This window comes from Vibrio porteresiae DSM 19223 (assembly GCF_024347055.1).
GTDB lineage: Bacteria > Pseudomonadota > Gammaproteobacteria > Enterobacterales > Vibrionaceae > Vibrio > Vibrio porteresiae.
Genome location: NZ_AP024895.1, coordinates 1246336 through 1263962, shown reverse-complemented (window position 1 = coordinate 1263962; position 17627 = coordinate 1246336). Strand labels below are relative to the sequence as shown.

16 protein-coding genes are annotated in these 17627 nt (G+C 45.2%); 12 read left to right on the top strand and 4 right to left on the bottom strand.

All coding sequences use genetic code 11. The features are described 5' to 3' along the window. Window positions 1-78: 78 nt before the first annotated feature. Entirely contained in the window at window positions 79-852 is a 774-nt protein-coding gene (locus tag OCV11_RS05890; RefSeq protein ID WP_261895628.1) for a BUD32 family EKC/KEOPS complex subunit, read from the top strand. Here OCV11_RS05890 and OCV11_RS05885 read toward each other — a convergent pair. The 3 genes from OCV11_RS05885 to ulaR all read right to left on the bottom strand — a co-directional run bounded on the left by OCV11_RS05885 (window position 846) and on the right by ulaR (window position 3624). After that, a complete protein-coding gene (locus OCV11_RS05885; protein ID WP_261895626.1) occupies window positions 846-1478 on the bottom strand; it encodes a sugar O-acetyltransferase in 633 nt (210 codons plus the stop codon). The two genes, OCV11_RS05890 and OCV11_RS05885, sit on opposite strands and share 7 nt — an antisense overlap. 187 nt (window positions 1479-1665) lie before the next feature. Beyond that, window positions 1666-2733, bottom strand: coding sequence for an L-ascorbate 6-phosphate lactonase (gene ulaG, locus OCV11_RS05880; protein ID WP_068713143.1), 1068 nt, complete (start codon window positions 2731-2733; stop codon window positions 1666-1668). Window positions 2734-2868: 135 nt separating this feature from the next. Beyond that, on the bottom strand, window positions 2869-3624 hold the full coding sequence (ulaR, locus tag OCV11_RS05875; RefSeq protein WP_261895624.1) for an HTH-type transcriptional regulator UlaR: 756 nt from the start codon (window positions 3622-3624) through the stop codon (window positions 2869-2871). Window positions 3625-3986: 362 nt separating this feature from the next. Here ulaR and OCV11_RS05870 point away from each other — a divergent pair, with 362 nt between their 5' ends. The 7 genes from OCV11_RS05870 (at window position 3987) to OCV11_RS05840 (ending at window position 10022) form a co-directional block, all read left to right on the top strand. Further along, on the top strand, window positions 3987-5747 hold the full coding sequence (locus OCV11_RS05870; protein WP_261895622.1) for a PTS ascorbate-specific subunit IIBC: 1761 nt from the start codon (window positions 3987-3989) through the stop codon (window positions 5745-5747). 74 nt (window positions 5748-5821) lie between these two features. Then, entirely contained in the window at window positions 5822-6301 is a 480-nt protein-coding gene (locus tag OCV11_RS05865) for a PTS sugar transporter subunit IIA (RefSeq protein WP_261895621.1), read from the top strand. A 9-nt stretch (window positions 6302-6310) separates the two neighbouring features. Further along, complete coding sequence (locus tag OCV11_RS05860; RefSeq protein WP_261895620.1) at window positions 6311-7003, top strand: L-ribulose-5-phosphate 4-epimerase; 693 nt, start codon at window positions 6311-6313, stop codon at window positions 7001-7003. Between the two features lie 5 nt (window positions 7004-7008). Continuing rightward, window positions 7009-7830 (top strand): Cof-type HAD-IIB family hydrolase, encoded by an 822-nt coding sequence (locus OCV11_RS05855; protein WP_261895619.1) that lies wholly within the window; start codon window positions 7009-7011, stop codon window positions 7828-7830. Between the two features lie 4 nt (window positions 7831-7834). Beyond that, window positions 7835-8485 carry a 3-keto-L-gulonate-6-phosphate decarboxylase UlaD gene (locus OCV11_RS05850; protein WP_068713125.1) on the top strand — a complete coding sequence of 217 codons (651 nt, stop codon included), beginning with the start codon at window positions 7835-7837 and terminating at the stop codon, window positions 8483-8485. 9 nt (window positions 8486-8494) lie between these two features. Further along, a complete protein-coding gene (locus OCV11_RS05845) occupies window positions 8495-9376 on the top strand; it encodes an L-ribulose-5-phosphate 3-epimerase (RefSeq protein WP_261895618.1) in 882 nt (293 codons plus the stop codon). A gap of 223 nt (window positions 9377-9599) precedes the next feature. Beyond that, complete coding sequence (locus tag OCV11_RS05840) at window positions 9600-10022, top strand: hypothetical protein (protein ID WP_261895616.1); 423 nt, start codon at window positions 9600-9602, stop codon at window positions 10020-10022. A 62-nt stretch (window positions 10023-10084) separates the two neighbouring features. Here OCV11_RS05840 and OCV11_RS05835 read toward each other — a convergent pair whose 3' ends face one another. After that, the gene (locus tag OCV11_RS05835; protein ID WP_261895615.1) at window positions 10085-12535 is read right to left on the bottom strand and encodes a TonB-dependent receptor; all 2451 of its coding nucleotides are present in this window, start codon (window positions 12533-12535) and stop codon (window positions 10085-10087) included. Window positions 12536-12677: 142 nt separating this feature from the next. On the opposite strand from OCV11_RS05835, the gene OCV11_RS05830 reads away from it, so the two are divergent. The 4 genes from OCV11_RS05830 to OCV11_RS05815 are packed head-to-tail and all read left to right on the top strand — an operon-like array spanning window position 12678 to window position 17353. Further along, on the top strand, window positions 12678-15440 hold the full coding sequence (locus OCV11_RS05830) for a M16 family metallopeptidase (RefSeq protein ID WP_261895614.1): 2763 nt from the start codon (window positions 12678-12680) through the stop codon (window positions 15438-15440). 34 nt (window positions 15441-15474) lie between these two features. Further along, on the top strand, window positions 15475-16107 hold the full coding sequence (locus tag OCV11_RS05825; protein ID WP_261895613.1) for a MotA/TolQ/ExbB proton channel family protein: 633 nt from the start codon (window positions 15475-15477) through the stop codon (window positions 16105-16107). Further along, window positions 16100-16519, top strand: a complete 420-nt coding sequence (locus OCV11_RS05820) for an ExbD/TolR family protein (RefSeq protein ID WP_261895611.1) — start codon at window positions 16100-16102, stop codon at window positions 16517-16519. Before OCV11_RS05825 ends, OCV11_RS05820 begins: the two co-directional genes overlap by 8 nt. Further along, window positions 16520-17353, top strand: a complete 834-nt coding sequence (locus tag OCV11_RS05815) for a TonB family protein (protein WP_261895610.1) — start codon at window positions 16520-16522, stop codon at window positions 17351-17353. Window positions 17354-17627: the final 274 nt, after the last annotated feature.

Here is a 17627-nt window from a genome sequence, read left to right as displayed (position 1 = left end):
TATTATGACACTCTAATGATGAACAGTGTGCAATTAACAATTTTATAATAAACACTCGAAATCGGCTTTGAGGAATGTATGAGTAATAATCACCGCAAAGTGTTCGTTTACATGCTTGAGCAATGTAATTCAACTTACTGGCTCAAAAAATGTGGCGAAGACAAGCGCAATGCCATTAATCGGCTAATCAATTTTTATCTGAGACATAAAAAAAATCTGTCTCACCTTGTGTTGACCAGTGGCTTAAGCCCAAAAGAACGCTTTAAAAAAGAAGTGGCACTATTGGATTACGCTAACAAACATGGTTTATCAACCCCTGATCTGATTTTTAAAGGTCGTTCGTTTTTTATTACCAAAAACGCAGGTGAGCCTATTCATCGCCAAGATGAGCAAAAACACGCTGCGCTTTTTATGAAAGCGACCGATGTTCTATGTGAATTCCATCGTCATAACATGATTCATGGTCGCCCAGCGATGCGCGATATCGTGGTCAATGATGAAGGGAAAGTGACTTTCTTAGATTTAGAAGAAGCAAGAATCTCAAGCAACCCCACTTTGCGCACGCGCGACTTCCTTTTGTTTTTGCTGGATTCTTATCGTCTCAATGAGGTCAGCGATGACATTCGTCTACGCGCGCTAATGCACTGGTACCAGGAGTTTGGTCACGGTACAGACAAAGCATTTCGCCTCGCAGAAACGGTTCTAAATCGCTTTAGTTGGGTTGCCAAACTGGTACTCGCGGTGCGCAAGAAAAACCGTTTATCAGAACAGTTGTTAGCGCTACACCGCCTGCTAAAACGTTTTGAACAAGAAAAACATCGCTTAGCAACCCAAATGATTCTAGATCATTGATGAATATCCACTGCCGGAGAGTCTGCAAGGATGCAGCTCTCTGGTAATCTACAATCCTCTCTATCCGCCTCAGAGACTTCTCGTATCGCTTTACACGGATTACCAGCCGCCACTTTATTACTTGGAATATCTTCGCTTACGACCGATCCTGCTTGAATAATTGCGCCGCGCCCAATCGTTACACCACCCAAAATGGTGCAATGCGCGCCAATCCAAACATCCTCTTCAATGGTAATATTTTGCGCATACGCCAAGGCATTTTGTCGTTCTTCCACCACAAGCGGATGACTAGCACAAGCGCAACACACATTGGCCGCAAAATAGACATTATTGCCTATCGTAATCTCTGCGCTATCAAGCATTACGCACCCAGATTCCACCACAGCAGAACCTTTAAAATGCACATTAAAACCGTAATCACAGGTAAAGTTGGGCTCAATAAACGTCTGCTCGCCACAGTCTCCAAGCAGTTCCGCTAACAAAATTTGTCTGCGCAACGCTTGATTAGGCAAAGTTTGATTATATTGATACGTTCTCTCTTTGGCTTTGAATTGTAAGCGTCGTAATTCGGGATCCATCGCCGAATACAACTCACCAGGCTGTCTATTGACTCGTCGCTCACTCAAGGTAATTCTCCTACCTCATTGTCGATCTGCACTGCAGTATAACGCGAAACAGAATAACAACTTTGCGACCTAATAAACAAGCCTGCACCAAAAAAGCCCAACGAATGTTGGGCTGTATCGGTATGGGAGCGCATCCCCCTAGAGACTGGGCAAATGTGAGCAGATTTGCCTAGTCAAATGTCAAACCTTACAAGAATGCTTTGTATGGTAGCTCTGGTTCATCGGTGAAAATATCAGCAAAACCGCGGAAATGTTGGTAATGCATCGTGTCCTTATCGGTTGGATAAGTATATTTGCCACCCACTTGCCAGAAGAATGGGCTGAAATGATAGTTGAGACGGTCTTTCTTCATGTTCCACAACACTTCGATTTCACGCGGATCACTTTGGAAGTTTGCCCAAATATCATGGTGGAATGGAATCACCACATTACAATCTAGCGATTCACCGGCACGCAAAATATCAGATGACGTCATTTTATCGGTAACACCGCGTGGGTTTTCCCCATAAGAGAGCAAGGCCACATCGATTTTGTAGTCGTTACCATGTTTAGCATAGTAGTTTGAATAGTGTGAGTCACCAGAGTGGTAAAGGTTACCACCTGTAGTTTCAATCAGATAGTTCACCGCACGTTTGTCCATACCATCCAAAATCTCTTTATTATAAGAAGAGACACCTTCAGGCAAAGTGACCAACGCAGTGCGGTCGAAAGAATCCAACACGTGAATTTTCATATCGCCGACTTCAATCACATCGCCTACTTTCGCTACAACACAACGTTCTTTAGGCACGCCCCAACCTAACCACAAATCAACACAAGCTTGTGGGCCAATGAATTTCACATGGTTATCGCAGTTTTGCAAAACGGCAGCGGCAACGTTAGGGTCAATATGGTCTGCATGGTCATGGGTTGCCATGACTGCATCGATTTGTTTGATCCCAAATGGGTCCAACACAAATGGTGAAGTACGTAAGTTAGGTTGTAATGCACGCACACCGCCCATACGCATCATTTGGTGTTGATGTTTCATTAATGGGTTTTTCTGCGTTTTCTTACCTGTACCACACCAGAAATCGATAGTGAGGTTGGTATTACCTTCTGATTTCAACCAAATACCAGTACAACCAAGCCACCACATGGCAAAGGTATTAGGTTGCACTTCGGTTTTTTCAATCTCTTCGTTTAACCAAGTTCCCCATTCAGGAAACGTGTTTAAGATCCAAGATTCACGTGTAATTTCATCTACTTTGCTCATAACCATATACCTTTTTGTTTCACCGCGAATTATCGCGTTTTATTAAATTTAAGATGTAGGGAGTCGACGCCTTGTTTTGCACAAGGCGGCTAAATTTAAGGTGATTAAGTTAATGTGTAATTAAGATGGCGCGATTCAGACCAAGATCACTTGCGTCCCTTGCGCCTCCAGTGCGGCGACCACTTTTGGGTCGGCCTCTTTACCAGTGACAACAATATCGATTTTTTCCGCTGGGCAGAACAGCATGCCCGTACGCTGCCCAACTTTCGAACTGTCGACGACGACCACCAGCTTATCGATCTGCTCAAGCATCTGCTGTTCCGCCACTGCAGTTAGCATGTCTGCTTTATACAAACCGTTTTCTGTCAATCCCTTACCACTGGTGAACATCCAGTTACCCGCGTAACTGCCCAGTGAATCAGGAGCTGGATTGAGAAAGATGTGCTGCGCTTTGTTGTATTGACCACCAATGATGATGACATCATCGTGATCTTCGTTAATCAAATAGCTTGCCAGCGGAAAATAGTTGGTCACTATCTGTACATCTTGCCCGCAAAGCTGCTGTCCGAGTAGGAACGCGGTTGAACCACAGTTGATCACCACACTATCACCAGGTTGGCAGAGTTGCGCCGCATGAATAGCAATACGCTCTTTCTCTTCATAATGCTCAGTGCTATCGATATTGAGTGGCGACCAAGTGCGCTTTTTCCCTTCAATACGCTCGGCACCATTACGCACTTTCTTCAACTTACCAAGTTCATCGAGCTTAGCGATATCACGGCGGGCAGTGGCGGGAGAGACATGGAACTGCTCAATAATGTGGTTGACGTTGATGGTTTGCTTCTCTTCCAACAACGACAGAATGCCATTATGTCTCTGAACTTCATTCATTTTATCACCCTCATGATTTCGCATGATTATTTTTGATTACTTTTGATTTGATTTGATTGTATTAATCTCAAAAATGATTGTCAAACAATCAACGAGGAAAAACGACACCTTGATCACAAATAAAAATAAGTGATTGTTTTTATTTATATTTAATTCCACACAAGTGATCTGGCTATCAAAATAGAGGCCAAATCAAGGACAAATTTGACGCAGTTCAAAGTAATCATAAACGCGCATTGAATGATTACTTTTGATTGGTATTGTTTATTGCGTGAGCACTTAACGAGTTTTTCTCGCCGCATCTTACGAGAATTTCTCTGACCTACAACGATTACAACGACAACATATTCAGGGGTAAAGATATGGAGACCTTGTATAACATCTTCTATATTTTTTACAGCCAAGTGATGACCAAAGCGCCGCTACTTCTGGGGCTAGTTACACTGATAGGCTACTGGCTACTGAGACGAGACGGCACCACGATTTTAAAAGGCACCATTAAAACCATTGTTGGCTTTATGCTGGTGCAAGTCGGTGCAGGCACACTGACGGCTGGTTTTAAACCAGTAATAGAAAAATTAGCAGAATATCATCACCTTACAGGTTCTGTTGCAGACCCATACACCTCAATGATGGCGACCATGGATGCCATGGGCGATAACTACTCTTGGGTCGGTTACACCGTTCTATTGGCACTGGCGATCAATATTATTCTGGTGCTATTTCGTCGTATTACCGGCATTCGCACCATCATGCTGACTGGGCACATCATGTTCCAGCAAGCAGGTCTGATTGCTGTGTTCTATTACGTGATGGGCGTTGGCATGTGGCAAACCATCATCTACTCTGCCGTGATCATGGCACTGTATTGGGGGATCTCTTCCAATATCATGTTCAAGGCCACGGAAGAAGTGACTGGTGGAGCCGGCTTTTCTATCGGTCACCAACAACAAGTAGCGTCTTGGATTGCCACCAAAGTAGCGCCGAAATTGGGTGACAAGAACGAAAGCGTTGACCACTTAAACTTGCCTAAATGGCTGCACATTTTCCACGACAGCATCGCTTCTACGGCAATCGTCATGACTCTGTTCTTTGGCGTTATCCTGCTTTCATTTGGCCTAGATAACTTACAGTCCATGGCGGGTTCTACTCACTGGTCTATCTATATCCTCGAAACCGGTTTGAAATTTGCGGTGGCCGTACAGGTTATCGTAGTCGGCGTACGTATGTTCGTGGCCGAGTTGTCTGAAGCGTTTAAAGGTATCTCTGAACGTGTGATTCCAAATGCAGTGCTGGCAATTGACTGTGCCGCTATCTATGCCTTCTCACCTAACGCGATGGTATTTGGTTTTATGTGGGGCGCTATCGGGCAATTTACTGCAGTCCTTGCAATGCTGGCCTTTAATGCTCCAATCATGATCATCCCAGGATTTATTCCGATGTTCTTCTCTAACGCAACCATCGGTGTGTTTGCGAACCACTACGGCGGCTGGCGTGCAGTGATGAAAATCTGTTTCGTGATGGGGATTATCGAAATTTTGGGTTCTGCTTGGGCAATTCATCTGTTCTCTGTGTTTGGCACCTCATTCAACGGTTGGATGGGTATGGCTGACTGGGCAATTCTTTTCCCTGCGGTCATGCAAGGTATCTCAATTTCTAAAATGTTCTTTTATGTGTTGATTGCACTGGCTTGTGTTTACATGTTCTTCGCTTCCAAAAAATTGCGCGCAGAAGAAGATGCAGCTGGTCTTGTGAATATTGCTGAAGAACCTGAAATCATCAAAGCAGTAGAACAAGCCATCGCCGCAAGCGACGGAGTTCGCCCAGTTAGCATCTTAGCTGTGTGTGGTAATGGTCAAGGATCATCGATGATGATGAAGATGAAAATTGGCAAATACCTAGAGAAAAAAGGCATCCCTCATGTCATGGATTCCTGTGCCCTATCTGATTACAAAGCCAAACTGGCGACCACTGACATCATTGTTTCGTCCAAACACTTATCCGGTGAGATGGACCCAGGTGAAGGCAAGTTTGTACTTGGGGTGCAAAACATGCTCAATCCCAACTCCTTTGGCGATGAGCTGCTCGACATCATTAATAAGAATTTTATTCCAACCAAATAAAACCTCTATATCCAAAACGTAAGCAATGTACTGAAGGTGCCGGACTCCTCCGGCGCCTATAGGAGAGACATATCATGGCATTAAAACAATCTCTTATCGAAAACAATTCCATCTGCCTGCAAGCAGAAGCCAGTGACTGGAAAGCCGCGATCAAAATTGGCACTGACATGTTGATCAAATCAGGCGCAATTAAGCCTTCTTATCATGACGCCATCATTAGTAGTGTCGAAAAATTAGGGCCTTATATCGTTATCGCCCCAAGTTTAGCGATGCCTCATGCTCGCCCAGAAAATGGCGTGGTGCGCACCGCTTTTGCTTTAGTCACCTTAAAAGAACCGGTGTTCTTTGACGGCGAAGAGAGCCCAATAGACGTTTTGATTACCTTAGCCGGTAGCACTTCTGACCAACACATGGAAGGTCTGATGGAAGTCACTCAAGTGTTAGACGATGAAGAGAGCGAAACGGGCGTCGACTTGGACAAGTTACGTCGCTGCCAGAGCGCGCAAGACGTTTATCAAGTCATTGATGCTGCTCTAGAAGAAGCTACGGCGTAGGAGTTCATCATGTATCAAGCATTAAAAGAGCGCGTACTCGCAGCTAACCTCAAATTGCCAGACTACGGCTTAGTGACCTTCACTTGGGGTAACGTCTCTGAAATTGACCGCGAACGCAGTGTGATTGCGATTAAACCATCAGGCGTTGAATACGATGTGATGACAGTGAACGACATCGTGGTACTGGATCTTAATGGCAACATCATTGAAGGCACACTCAATCCCTCCAGTGATACGCCCACACATTTAGAGTTGTACCGTGCGTTTCCACAACTCGGTGGCATCGTTCATACCCACTCTCACTTTGCGACCGTTTGGGCCCAAGCAGAAAGTGACATTCCAGCACTCGGCACCACTCACGCCGACTACTTCTACGGCGACATTCCTTGTACACGACTGCTGTCAAAACAAGAAATTGCCGAGCAGTACGAAAAGAACACAGGCGCAGTGATCATTGAAGAGTTTCAACGTCGCGATCTTGATCCTCTTGCTGTCCCCAGTGTGGTTGTCGCAGGTCATGGCCCTTTCTCTTGGGGCAAAAATGGTATCGATGCGGTGCACAACGCTGTGGTGTTAGAAGAAGTCGCTTCGATGGCGATTGCCACACGCACCATTAATAGCGGCGTGCACATTCAGCGTGAATTGTCAGACAAACACTACTTAAGAAAACATGGCGCCAATGCCTATTACGGACAAAGGTAATCTCTATGTACAAAGTATTAGCACTTGATCTAGATGGTACGGTTCTTAACGACCAACAGACCATCCATCCTGCAGTGAAGCAAGCCATTCGCGACGCGCAAGAAGTATGTCATGTCGTGATTGTCACCGGTCGCCATCATACTGCAGCCAAGCCTTACTACGATGAGTTGGGGCTCACCACACCGATCATCTGCTGCAACGGGACCTATGTGTATGATTATGCAAACCACCAAGTGCTGAAACACAACGCAATTGCACAAGACGATGCGCTCGACTTTATCGACTTAGCGCAGCAGTACCAAATGAAGTTAGTCATGTACGTCACCAACGCCATGACTTACTCCAAATGCAATCCCATCGCTTACATGCAAGCACTCGAACATTGGGCACAGCAATTTCCTCCAGAGCAACAGCCGCGCATTGAACGAATTGCCTCCTTTGCCGAACTGGCGCGCCAAACCGAGTACATCTGGAAATTTGTCGTTGAAGGGCAGCCTCATTCTGTTGAACGCTTTGCTCAGCAAGAGTGGATTCAAAAGACCTTCAATGGGGAACGGTCATGGTCCAATCGCATCGATTTCTCTGCTCAAGGCAACAGCAAAGGCAAACGCCTAGCTGAATATGTGCGTGAACTGGGTTACGACGCCAACCATGTGATGGCGGTCGGCGATAACGAAAACGATCTCTCCATGATTCGTTTTGCTGGCCTTGGCGTTGCCATGGCGAATGCATCTGATCTTGTCAAACAAGGCGCTAACCTTGTTTGCTCAACCAATAATAACCAAGACGGCCTAGCCCGCCTTATACGTGAAAAAATTCAAGGATAACATCATGACTAAACCTCTTATTCAAATCGCCCTAGACCAAACTTCTCTTGCTCCTGCTATTGATGTTGCACATAACGTGCAAGGCTTTGTCGACGTGATTGAAGTGGGCACCATTTTGGCCTTCGCCGAAGGGATGAACGCGGTTCGAACTCTGCGGCACAATCACCCTAACCATATTTTGGTGTGTGATATGAAAACCACTGACGGCGGTGCCATCCTTGCCCGTATGGCATTTGAAGCAGGAGCAAACTGGATTACCGTTTCCGCCGCAGCCCACATTGCCACCATCACCGCGTGTAAGAAAGTTGCCGATGAATTCGGTGGTGAAATTCAGATCGAAATTTACGGTCGTTGGACCATGGAAGATGCGCAAGCTTGGGTCGATTTAGGCATCAAACAAGCCATTTATCACCGCTCACGTGACGCTGAATTGGCTGGTGTGAGTTGGACCGATGCGGATATTGCCAAAATGCGCGAGCTGTCTGACATGGGCATCGAACTCTCTATTACCGGTGGCATTGTTCCTGAAGACATTCACTTATTTGAAGGCATTCAAGCTAAAACCTTTATCGCTGGGCGCGCACTCGCCGGTGACAAAGGCGCAGAAGTCGCCGCGGCGCTACGTGCACAAATTGATCGTTATTGGAACGAATAAGGAGCGCCTATGTATCAGCCTCTGCAACGTCAACGGATCGGGCTTTATGAAAAAGCCCTTCCTAACGACCTGAGTTGGGAAGAGAAACTCACCACCACCAAACAGCTGGGTTTTGATTTTCTGGAAATCTCGGTAGATGAATCCGATGAGCGCCGTAGCCGTTTAGATTGGGACGATGAAACCATCTATTCACTGCGCCACCTGTGTGAAAAAGTAGGGTTACCTTTGCAATCGTTGTGCTTAAGTGCGCATCGCAAATATCCGTTTGGTTCTGCTGACCCAGAAATTCGCCATCAAGCCGTATTGCACATGGAAAAAGCGATTACCCTCGCCTTTAAACTGGGCATTCGTACCATTCAACTCGCTGGCTACGATGTCTATTACGAGCCAGCGAATAAAGAGACCCATGAACGCTTTATTGCGGGTATGCGTCAAGCGGCGAAAATGGCAGAACGTGCTGGCGTGATGTTAGCGGTTGAGATCATGGATACGAACTATCTCAACTCTTTGAGTAAGTTTGAAATTCTCAATCGGGCGATCAATTCTCCCTACTTCACCGCCTATCCGGATGTGGGCAATATCTCTGGTTGGAATTACGATGTGTGTACCGAACTGGCTCTGAGTAAAGCGCATATTACCCAAATCCATTTAAAGGACACACACAAAGTGAGCCCTGGTTATCAAGGACAATTTCGTGACTTAGTCATTGGTGATGGTGAGGTGAATTTTGATGCGATTTTCCAAACCCTCAAAGAAACAGATTGTGTGGTTCCCATGGTGATTGAAATGTGGGCCCATGATGAAAACTGGAAAGAGAACATTAAGTTAGCCAAACGCAGGCTCAACCAAGCGTGTGATAACGCGCAGTTGCCACGCTTGTTTGCAGCTTAAGCACTCCTTTCAACCATAATAAATGCGATGAATCTCCTCTATCCCGCATGCCACTCATGCCGTGGATTTGCTCCCTTTGGGACATGTGATGTCTTCCCCCGAGGACATCACATGCTTTCTTACCGATTTGCATTCGATAGGGTATCCTGTTCTAGATTGACTTTACCTATGGCTAAGCGCACATTAACTAACCCTAACCACCAACCTAACTCCATGACTGACAATGAAATTACTCCATCTACAACTGTTCTGGTATGAAAAGCACCACACTTTATTGGAAATGGAAGACCTTCCAGAGCTTTCGCCTGCACAGCATCAAGAGTTAGCCAATTGGGTCAAAGGACGCCGCAAAATTCTTAACTTTGAAGTGCATCAGCATCCTTGGGTCAAAGTCAATATCGAGGGCGGTTCGTCGTGTTTGCGACTCTTGCCCAATGGCAAGGTAACGGAATCTGACCTGTTTAGCGCCAGCTCGCTACAAGGAGTTTGGAAAGTCATCGACGGTTTTCTGTTTATTAAAATCGTCAGCGGTGAGTTTATTGTCGAATACCAAATTGTCGGCAATGCGCAAGAGAGTATTCACTGCGGTATTGAATACATTAACGGCCAAGTCAGTACCTACAGTAAGTTTGTTCAAACCAAATAAAAACCGCCCGATGGGGTGTCGGGCGGTTGTATCATCTTGTAAATACACTTAATTTATTTAAGTTACATATAGTAGTTAAACCCAATCCATACTTGGCGACCAATTTGGTAGCGGTTACTTGCCGTTGTATCGGTATAAGGAATTCGGTTAAACACATTGGTAATTTCAGCCGTTACATTTAATTGCTGATCTTGTTGTTTAATCAATTTATACAGAATTTTCATATTTACCGAGGTAAATGATGGTCTTTCGATTTCATCGTAAACATCATAAGAGGAGCCATCAATAGTGATATTTTCTTTGGTATCCCCAATGGCGCTATAACGATGGCGATATCTCAGCTCAGTATTCGTCACCAAACGCTCACTAAACCAATCAGCCGTCCATGATAATTTGGCGGTGATGGGCGCTGCAAAATTATTAGCAGCGGCTGAAGAATACAACTCACTATTTGTCACCAAATCGCCATGGTAATAAACTGTATCAACGTCTGAAACAATATCCGTGTAATCACTTTGACCATAAGACTTCGTTTCAGACCAAGTAAGCCCCATACCAAATTTATGATGTTCAATGCCACCATTCCATTTAATGGTATATCCTCGGTAATCTGATTTACCTTCGTTAGTCATTTCGTAATAGTCACCGTCATCACTTTCAATCATTTGACTTAATGCAAATCGATCTCTGTTTTTACGATATACGGCCTCTAATTGGAGTTTCCCTTCAAGCGCGGTCGGAAAGATAAAAGCAGCAACCAATTCATCCGAGTGAGGCGTCTTCAGTTTGGCATTATTGTATTTCGTGGCGCTGACTACTCTTGACTGCGTCCATTCCCCAACATCACCAGTACTACTGTCAAGGGTGCGCGTATAAGTTATTTTATCAGCAGACTGAGCTTTTAACGCATATCCAACCATATCATTGGCATAATAACGGTTAGCCCCTACTGTAAAATAGGTATCTTCCATAAACTCCCACGTGGCAGTGACTCTTGGAGAAATATTATGGTTGTCTAAAAACTCGTCGTGTTCATAACGCAATCCAAGACGCAATTCTACTGGACCAATAGGCTGTGTATATTGAGACCATAGAGCTTGGCTAGCAAAACTAACTGTTGCGCTATTTTCTGGATAGAGAATACGAGTTCTAGCTGCACTGGTACTTGTGCATGAAATATCATCGTCTGCACAATTCCAGGTGCTAGACCTTGCACCTGAATAGGTGTAATAGTCGGACAACCGATTATTTTCTGCATGGGTATATTTTAGATCGAGTCCTGAATCAAGATTACCCAGCCATAACGGTGTAGAGACTTTCGATTTCCAAGTGTACTCTTCTTGTAATATCCCTAGGTTTCCATAACCGCCAGCCCAACATGTTGTAGCGGAACACCAGTCAACCGATGCTCCTCGATAATTGACTTGATAATCGGCCGATTCTTTACCCATATCGCTCGATACATAAGCGAGCTTACTTTCCCAAGTGGTTAAGCCCACATAGCCATTTGCCTGAAACTGAGCTTTTAATCCATCAGTATGATGCACCGTATAGTTATCAATTTGGTTAGGTTGGGAATATTCACTTCGGTAAGGGCTATAGAGCAACGTGCCTCTGAATGTTAAGTCATCGCGATATTCATACAAACTTTTTAAAAGATATTGTTCAGAAGTATCACCTTTAAAATGATTTTCACCACCGTAACTCTCATCGTTGGTGTATTTTACTTTTGACTCACCACGTGAATAGGATGCCAACACAAAAAAGCTGTCGGTCATTGGTAAATCAAATGCGAGAGTGCCCTTGTATTTACTAAAATCTGGCGGAGCGATTAATTCTTCTCCTTCATCTAAATCCGATTTAGCATAGACATAGCTTAAGAAAGAGTCATTTTGATATCTGCCATTTAGGGTCATATGGAATTCTTTAGCAGGATCGCGAATATCATAATTCACCGCTCCTCCAAGAAAACCACCATATTCTGCAGATACGTTATTGGTCATTATCTGAGCAGTGCCCAATAATGATGCGTCAACGTACATTATTTGCGAGGTTACCCCAGCCACACCATCCACATCACCATAGGAATTAGAGGTGACATCCATGACTGAGTTAACACCAATGCCATCAATCATGATGTTATTTTCGTAATAAGCACCACCATTAATTGAAAAATCTGCAGGACGAAGTGATTGTATTTTCTCTTGAGTCGCTTGAGATTCGTTTACATCAAGCTGAACGCCCGGAACATCTTGGATGATTTTCGTTGTATCAACACCAGAGTCATACCCCAACGCCATCGCATTCTTATCAATAACCGTTTTACCTGTATCGATAGGATCGTAACTGCGACTCATCACCGGTGCACCATTCACGCCAACCGTTTTGGCCGGATCATCCTGCACTGTTGACTCAACAATTTCTAATTCCCCTAGTTCAATAGGCTCTGCATAAACCAAATTAGAACAAGGAGTTATGGCTACCACTGCCAAACTAAAATGCGTGAATTTCATAATTTGTCATTGTTTCTTTGTTTGCTTCAGAGTAAGAACTCTGTATTATTCACAGAATGTAAAGAGCAATGATAATGAAATTAATTCTCATCAGCAATTCATGGTTACAATTTGTAATACTTCTTTTTAATCGGTCATAATAATGCGCACTCTCACAATTTGCTTAATTAGCATTTGCTACTTCTTCTCTACTACGGTGTTTTCCGCCCAACAATGGGACGAAAAGTTAACCGTTGGTGAGCTTCCTAACGGTTTCCAATACATTATTTACCCGAGTAAAAATAGTAGCGAACCCTTTAATTTACGTTTAGTGGTTCATGCGGGTTCTATTGATGACACCATCCCCGGTATTGCGCATATTGTTGAACATATGGTGTTTCGCCATAACGATATTTACGGCATTAGTATCCATCAATTTTTAAATCAAATCGGTTGGAAATCGGGTCTGCAAATAAATGCATTAACTCGCCCAACTGAAACACAATTTATGGTGCGAACTCGTCCTAATGACGTATTAAATTTAGAGCAATCCATTGCCCTATTAGCAAATTTAAGCTTGCACCCAACTATTCAACCAGATGAATGGAAGATTGAGAAAAAGGTTATTTTGGAAGAGTTACGTCTGGGCGAAGGCGTAGCAAGCCGCATTAACGACCAAAAGAAAGCGGTTATTCGTCATGATTCTCGCTATACCAATGGTCCAACGATTGGGTTTGCTCAAACCATTCAACAAACCACTGCAAGCGACATTCGTGCGTTTCTCGACACCTATTATGTGCCAGCGAACATGACCCTGATTGTGAGCGGCAATGTAACGGCGAAGCGCGCTAAAGCGGCGATCGAACAAGCATTTGGACAAGGCGAAAAAGCGAACGTCGTCAATCGCGATTATGTCGATTTTCCACTCGTGAACGATCTCTATATCGGCAAAGTTCAAGACCCACAAGGTACCTCATCATTCACCACTTTTGGACTGAGGTTTCCCCTGCTTAGCCGTGCAACGGATGCTGGTATTGAGCAGCGCATTCAGCAGAACATGTTACGTCGACTGATGAAAACTGAGCTGTCACGAGCTAAAGAACGCTATAAAAATGAAAGCGATATCAAATCCATTTTGGTCACCGCTAAAGAGCCAACGCCAGAGCGTGGCATTATTGCCTTTCAAGTGCGTACACTCGATCACCAACGAGGATTAACCATTGCTTTAACCGAGTGGCAACGTCTACTGCAAAATGGCATTGATGAAAAAGAGCTGATCAAACTGAAGCAGACCTTATTACGCTCGCTAGACAACAACCGCATCGCAAGTACCCACCGCACTTACACCGATTGGGAGGACAAAATTGCCTCTGCGATTATGCAAAATGGCGTACTAACCAGTTATGAAGCGAGCGAACCGCTGCTGCGTAAAGCCATTACGGGTCAAACCGTAGAGAGTTTAAATCGTCGTTTACACGAGCTACTTTCCAGCCAAGATCAGTTTTTGTTTTACCAAGTCCCTGGCAATCGTGACGCCGAGTTACCAAGCAAAGAGCAAGTGCGAAAGCTACAGCAAACCCTGAGCAACACAAGGTTAGAAAAAGCACCCGCGGTAGCGATGGTGACAAAAAAGGCAGCGCCGAAACAACTTAAACAGCTACCTACAGTGCCCGAACTTAAGCAGGCAGAGCTCAACATTGCCAGCAAACAAGCGTGGTCACGTGATCATGTAACCCGCTGGACGCTAAAAAATGGTGACACGGTCACTTGGTTAGATCAACCGGCGCAAGGTAAGGTGTATTTACGTCTGCTCTCACAAACAACAGCCAACACCTTGCATCAGCCAGATTGGTTAACCCAAACGGCTTACCAACTTTGGCAACAGGCAGACTACGCCTTTGCGACACAAACCGCTTTTAACGATTGGCGCGACAGTCACAAGGTGGCATGGCAATGGGCACCCCACCAGCAACAACTTGACCTCGGTTTAATGTTGGAGAGCAAAACGGCCGCTAAAAAGGACACACACCTTAGCCAAGCGATGCAAAGTTACGCAGCGATGCAACAAGCACCGCAATGGCTTGATCTCAATATCACTGATTTGAAAAAGGATCTGGCGAAGCAGCTCACCAATAAAGCCGAGCTAGCCCAGGTAGAACAATTTAGCACAGCCCAATTACAACAAACCGTTCGCGTATTAGCTCGTCAACCGATTGATCTCTATATCGTTGGGAAGCTATCTAGCCAATCTATCGAGCAAAATGTGCTGCCGTATCTTGCTGGCATTAAGCGCGACCATCGCGTGGCCAACACTTCCGCTACACAGGAAAGCGCTAAGCAGGACACACACCTTAAGCAACCAGCTTCAACCAAAACAGTGAAACACATTTACCATGACAACAAAGCCACAGTAACGGTGAAGTCACAAACGCCGATGCAATGGTCGCCAGAGGCGAGTTTTGAGATATCTGCGCTCAATCCAATTGCGCAGCGCGCGCTGAAAAACCGTCTGCGTCACCAACTTGGTGGTGTGTATCGCATGAACTTTGAGATGAACTTGAACAAAAATAATCAGGTGGAATCCACACTCAGCTTTACCACCGACCCACTGCGTGTCGATGAGCTGATTGCCGCCGCAACCGAGGTGCTCAACCACCTTGACCGTCAGATTGAGCAAGAGAATATCGACCTCATCAAAGATGATATTGAGTTTGCCGAGCAGGTTCGTTTGCAATCGCCAAACACTTGGCTGCGCCGTCTGCAACTGAGTTTTGAACGTTATCAATCCCCTGAGTATTTAACGCGCATGCTTTCGTTAGATGAAAACATAAGCAAAGCATCGCTCACCCAGTGGGCAGATAAGATATTTCCGCAACCCGCGAGCCAAACGCGAATTGAACTACCGATAGAAAACACGACCAATTAAAAACAATGACCTTAATTAATAGAGGCGAATTTCAATGAGTGATGTCATTTTAAACCAAGATATCTGGTCCATAGCGACCGCTATTCCACTGCTGATCTGTTCATTGATCGCGTTGGCGCTGATTCTCGATCGCAGTGTGGCAGCCTTGCGTTGTAAGGTCCTGTCGCAAAAGCAGCAGCAACAAGTACAAGCTCTGCTTAACAATGGTGAAGTGAACCAAGTGAGTAACGCCATCGCCTCTTCTGGCGAGGGCTATCAAGCGGCAATGAGTGAATTTGCTAGCACAACGTCCATGGATAAAGAGCTGCGCGAAGAAGCATTAGGCTTGTGGCTTGCCCGTTACACCAAAACCTTACGTCGTCGCTTATCGGCCCTAACTACCATCGCAACATTAGCGCCTATGCTGGGGCTGCTGGGTACGATAGTCGGTCTAATGCGCTCATTTCATAATATTGGACTGAGTAATGGTCCCGTTGAACCTGCGTTAGTTGCGGACGGTTTATGGCAAGCCCTATCGACAACGGCAGCAGGGATGATCATCGCGGTTCTCTGCGTCATGTGCCATGCAATGTTTCAGTCTCGCATTCGTTACCATTTGAGCGATGTGACCGATCTTCTTAACCGCTGCTGCTTAACTCACTTAGTTGCAGAGGCCAAAAATGATTAATAATAGTGCCTTAGAAGAAGAGCAAGGTGCATCTGAACCTTTAACGGCGATGATCGACGTTATCTTCACGCTGATCGCGTTTATGATGCTCATGATCAATACGCCACTGGCGTCAATGGAAGTGAGCTTGCCGAGCACAGATGCCACGGCACAGACCATCACTGTAAAAAAAGAGAGTGTCACGCTCTCGATTATCAACCAAGATGACAACTGGTATATCGACCAACAGCCGATGAACAGTGAAACGCTGGTAGATACATTAAAGCAGCGCAAACTTGCTCATCCCGATCTGCAGGTGATCGTCAATAGTGACAAACAAGTGCCCATGGAACGTATGGTGCAACTATTTACCTTGTTGCAATCGGTACCGCTCGATGTCACCCAATTGGCTCTGAAAGAGACGGGGCGCTAAATGAAATTCCCGACTCAAACTCGCTTCTCTCTGAGTTTGGTGTTTTCTGTTGCTTTGCACCTAGTGATTTTGGCGATGGTGTTGTGGCAAATACAATCGTTACCGCCAACGCCAGTGAAGAGTAATGACAAACTGGCGATATCACTGGGCTTGCAAGCGGCTCTTGCAGGGGCTGCAACAAGCCATGCGAAGCAGGCACAAAACGAAGCGAAAGAGATGCAAGCCAATGTTGAACCTAAGCCTGTAAAACCAGAAGAGCAGCGTGAAGAAAAGCCAATTAAAAAGACGAAGCCAATAGAAACGCCCAAAGCACTCGTTAAGGCTGTCCCCAAACCGCAAGAAGTTAAGCCCAAAGAGTCCCCACCTAAAGAGGTGGTAAAAAAAGAACCAGAGCCTAAACAAGAAGAGCAGCCCAAAGTGAGCAAAGCGGCTATCGCTCAGACTCAATCGATTGATAGCGTCGCCGGTGAGCAAGGAGTGAACGGTTCAACTCAAGATAGCCAGCAACAAAGCGAAACTGGCTTAGCCAACCGCGCTGCAGCAAGTGCTAGCGAACAGTATGACTATTTAGTACGGCAACATTTACTGGCGAAGAAAATGGCGCCTAATTTGATGAGCTCAAGTCGCATCCGTGGGGAAGTCACCTTGATTTTCACCCTAGACCGACAAGGTAAAGTGCTCAAAGCAGAGATTGCCAAAGCGTCACGTATTCGCGCCTTTAATAAAGCTGCGGTAAAAATGCTGGCCAAAGCGAGCCCATTTCCTGCAGCCCCAAGCAATGTGGATTGGCTGCAACGGGAATTTAATATCACTGTCACCTACGACATCCAATAACCACTTCTTTATTGACTCGTTTCGTTCCCTTCAAGTGCACTCATTGCACTTGAAGCGGAACCCATCTCAAAACAAAGCCTCATCTTTATTGACAAATCATATAGAGTCGCCTTGACTATTCACTCAACCGATTGCTTAAGGCATTGAACTTTTTCTCCAGATTCGCCACCAATATAGCGTTTGCGCATATAAATTAGTCACTTCATCACCAGCGACTATAAACCCTCGGCATGTGCTGTTTTTTTGTGCATTTTGAATAAGAACTTTAAATGTC

What these genes read in the sequence shown, in the direction of transcription:
- OCV11_RS05890 (WP_261895628.1), top strand. Translation starts at nt 79, where the DNA reads ATGAGTAATAATCACCGCAAAGTGTTCGTTTACATGCTTGAGCAATGT.
- ulaG (WP_068713143.1), bottom strand. Translation starts at nt 2,733, where the DNA reads ATGAGCAAAGTAGATGAAATTACACGTGAATCTTGGATCTTAAACACG.
- ulaR (WP_261895624.1), bottom strand. Translation starts at nt 3,624, where the DNA reads ATGAATGAAGTTCAGAGACATAATGGCATTCTGTCGTTGTTGGAAGAG.
- OCV11_RS05870 (WP_261895622.1), top strand. Translation starts at nt 3,987, where the DNA reads ATGGAGACCTTGTATAACATCTTCTATATTTTTTACAGCCAAGTGATG.
- OCV11_RS05865 (WP_261895621.1), top strand. Translation starts at nt 5,822, where the DNA reads ATGGCATTAAAACAATCTCTTATCGAAAACAATTCCATCTGCCTGCAA.
- OCV11_RS05860 (WP_261895620.1), top strand. Translation starts at nt 6,311, where the DNA reads ATGTATCAAGCATTAAAAGAGCGCGTACTCGCAGCTAACCTCAAATTG.
- OCV11_RS05855 (WP_261895619.1), top strand. Translation starts at nt 7,009, where the DNA reads ATGTACAAAGTATTAGCACTTGATCTAGATGGTACGGTTCTTAACGAC.
- OCV11_RS05850 (WP_068713125.1), top strand. Translation starts at nt 7,835, where the DNA reads ATGACTAAACCTCTTATTCAAATCGCCCTAGACCAAACTTCTCTTGCT.
- OCV11_RS05845 (WP_261895618.1), top strand. Translation starts at nt 8,495, where the DNA reads ATGTATCAGCCTCTGCAACGTCAACGGATCGGGCTTTATGAAAAAGCC.
- OCV11_RS05840 (WP_261895616.1), top strand. Translation starts at nt 9,600, where the DNA reads ATGAAATTACTCCATCTACAACTGTTCTGGTATGAAAAGCACCACACT.
- OCV11_RS05835 (WP_261895615.1), bottom strand. Translation starts at nt 12,535, where the DNA reads ATGAAATTCACGCATTTTAGTTTGGCAGTGGTAGCCATAACTCCTTGT.
- OCV11_RS05830 (WP_261895614.1), top strand. Translation starts at nt 12,678, where the DNA reads ATGCGCACTCTCACAATTTGCTTAATTAGCATTTGCTACTTCTTCTCT.
- OCV11_RS05825 (WP_261895613.1), top strand. Translation starts at nt 15,475, where the DNA reads ATGAGTGATGTCATTTTAAACCAAGATATCTGGTCCATAGCGACCGCT.
- OCV11_RS05820 (WP_261895611.1), top strand. Translation starts at nt 16,100, where the DNA reads ATGATTAATAATAGTGCCTTAGAAGAAGAGCAAGGTGCATCTGAACCT.
- OCV11_RS05815 (WP_261895610.1), top strand. Translation starts at nt 16,520, where the DNA reads ATGAAATTCCCGACTCAAACTCGCTTCTCTCTGAGTTTGGTGTTTTCT.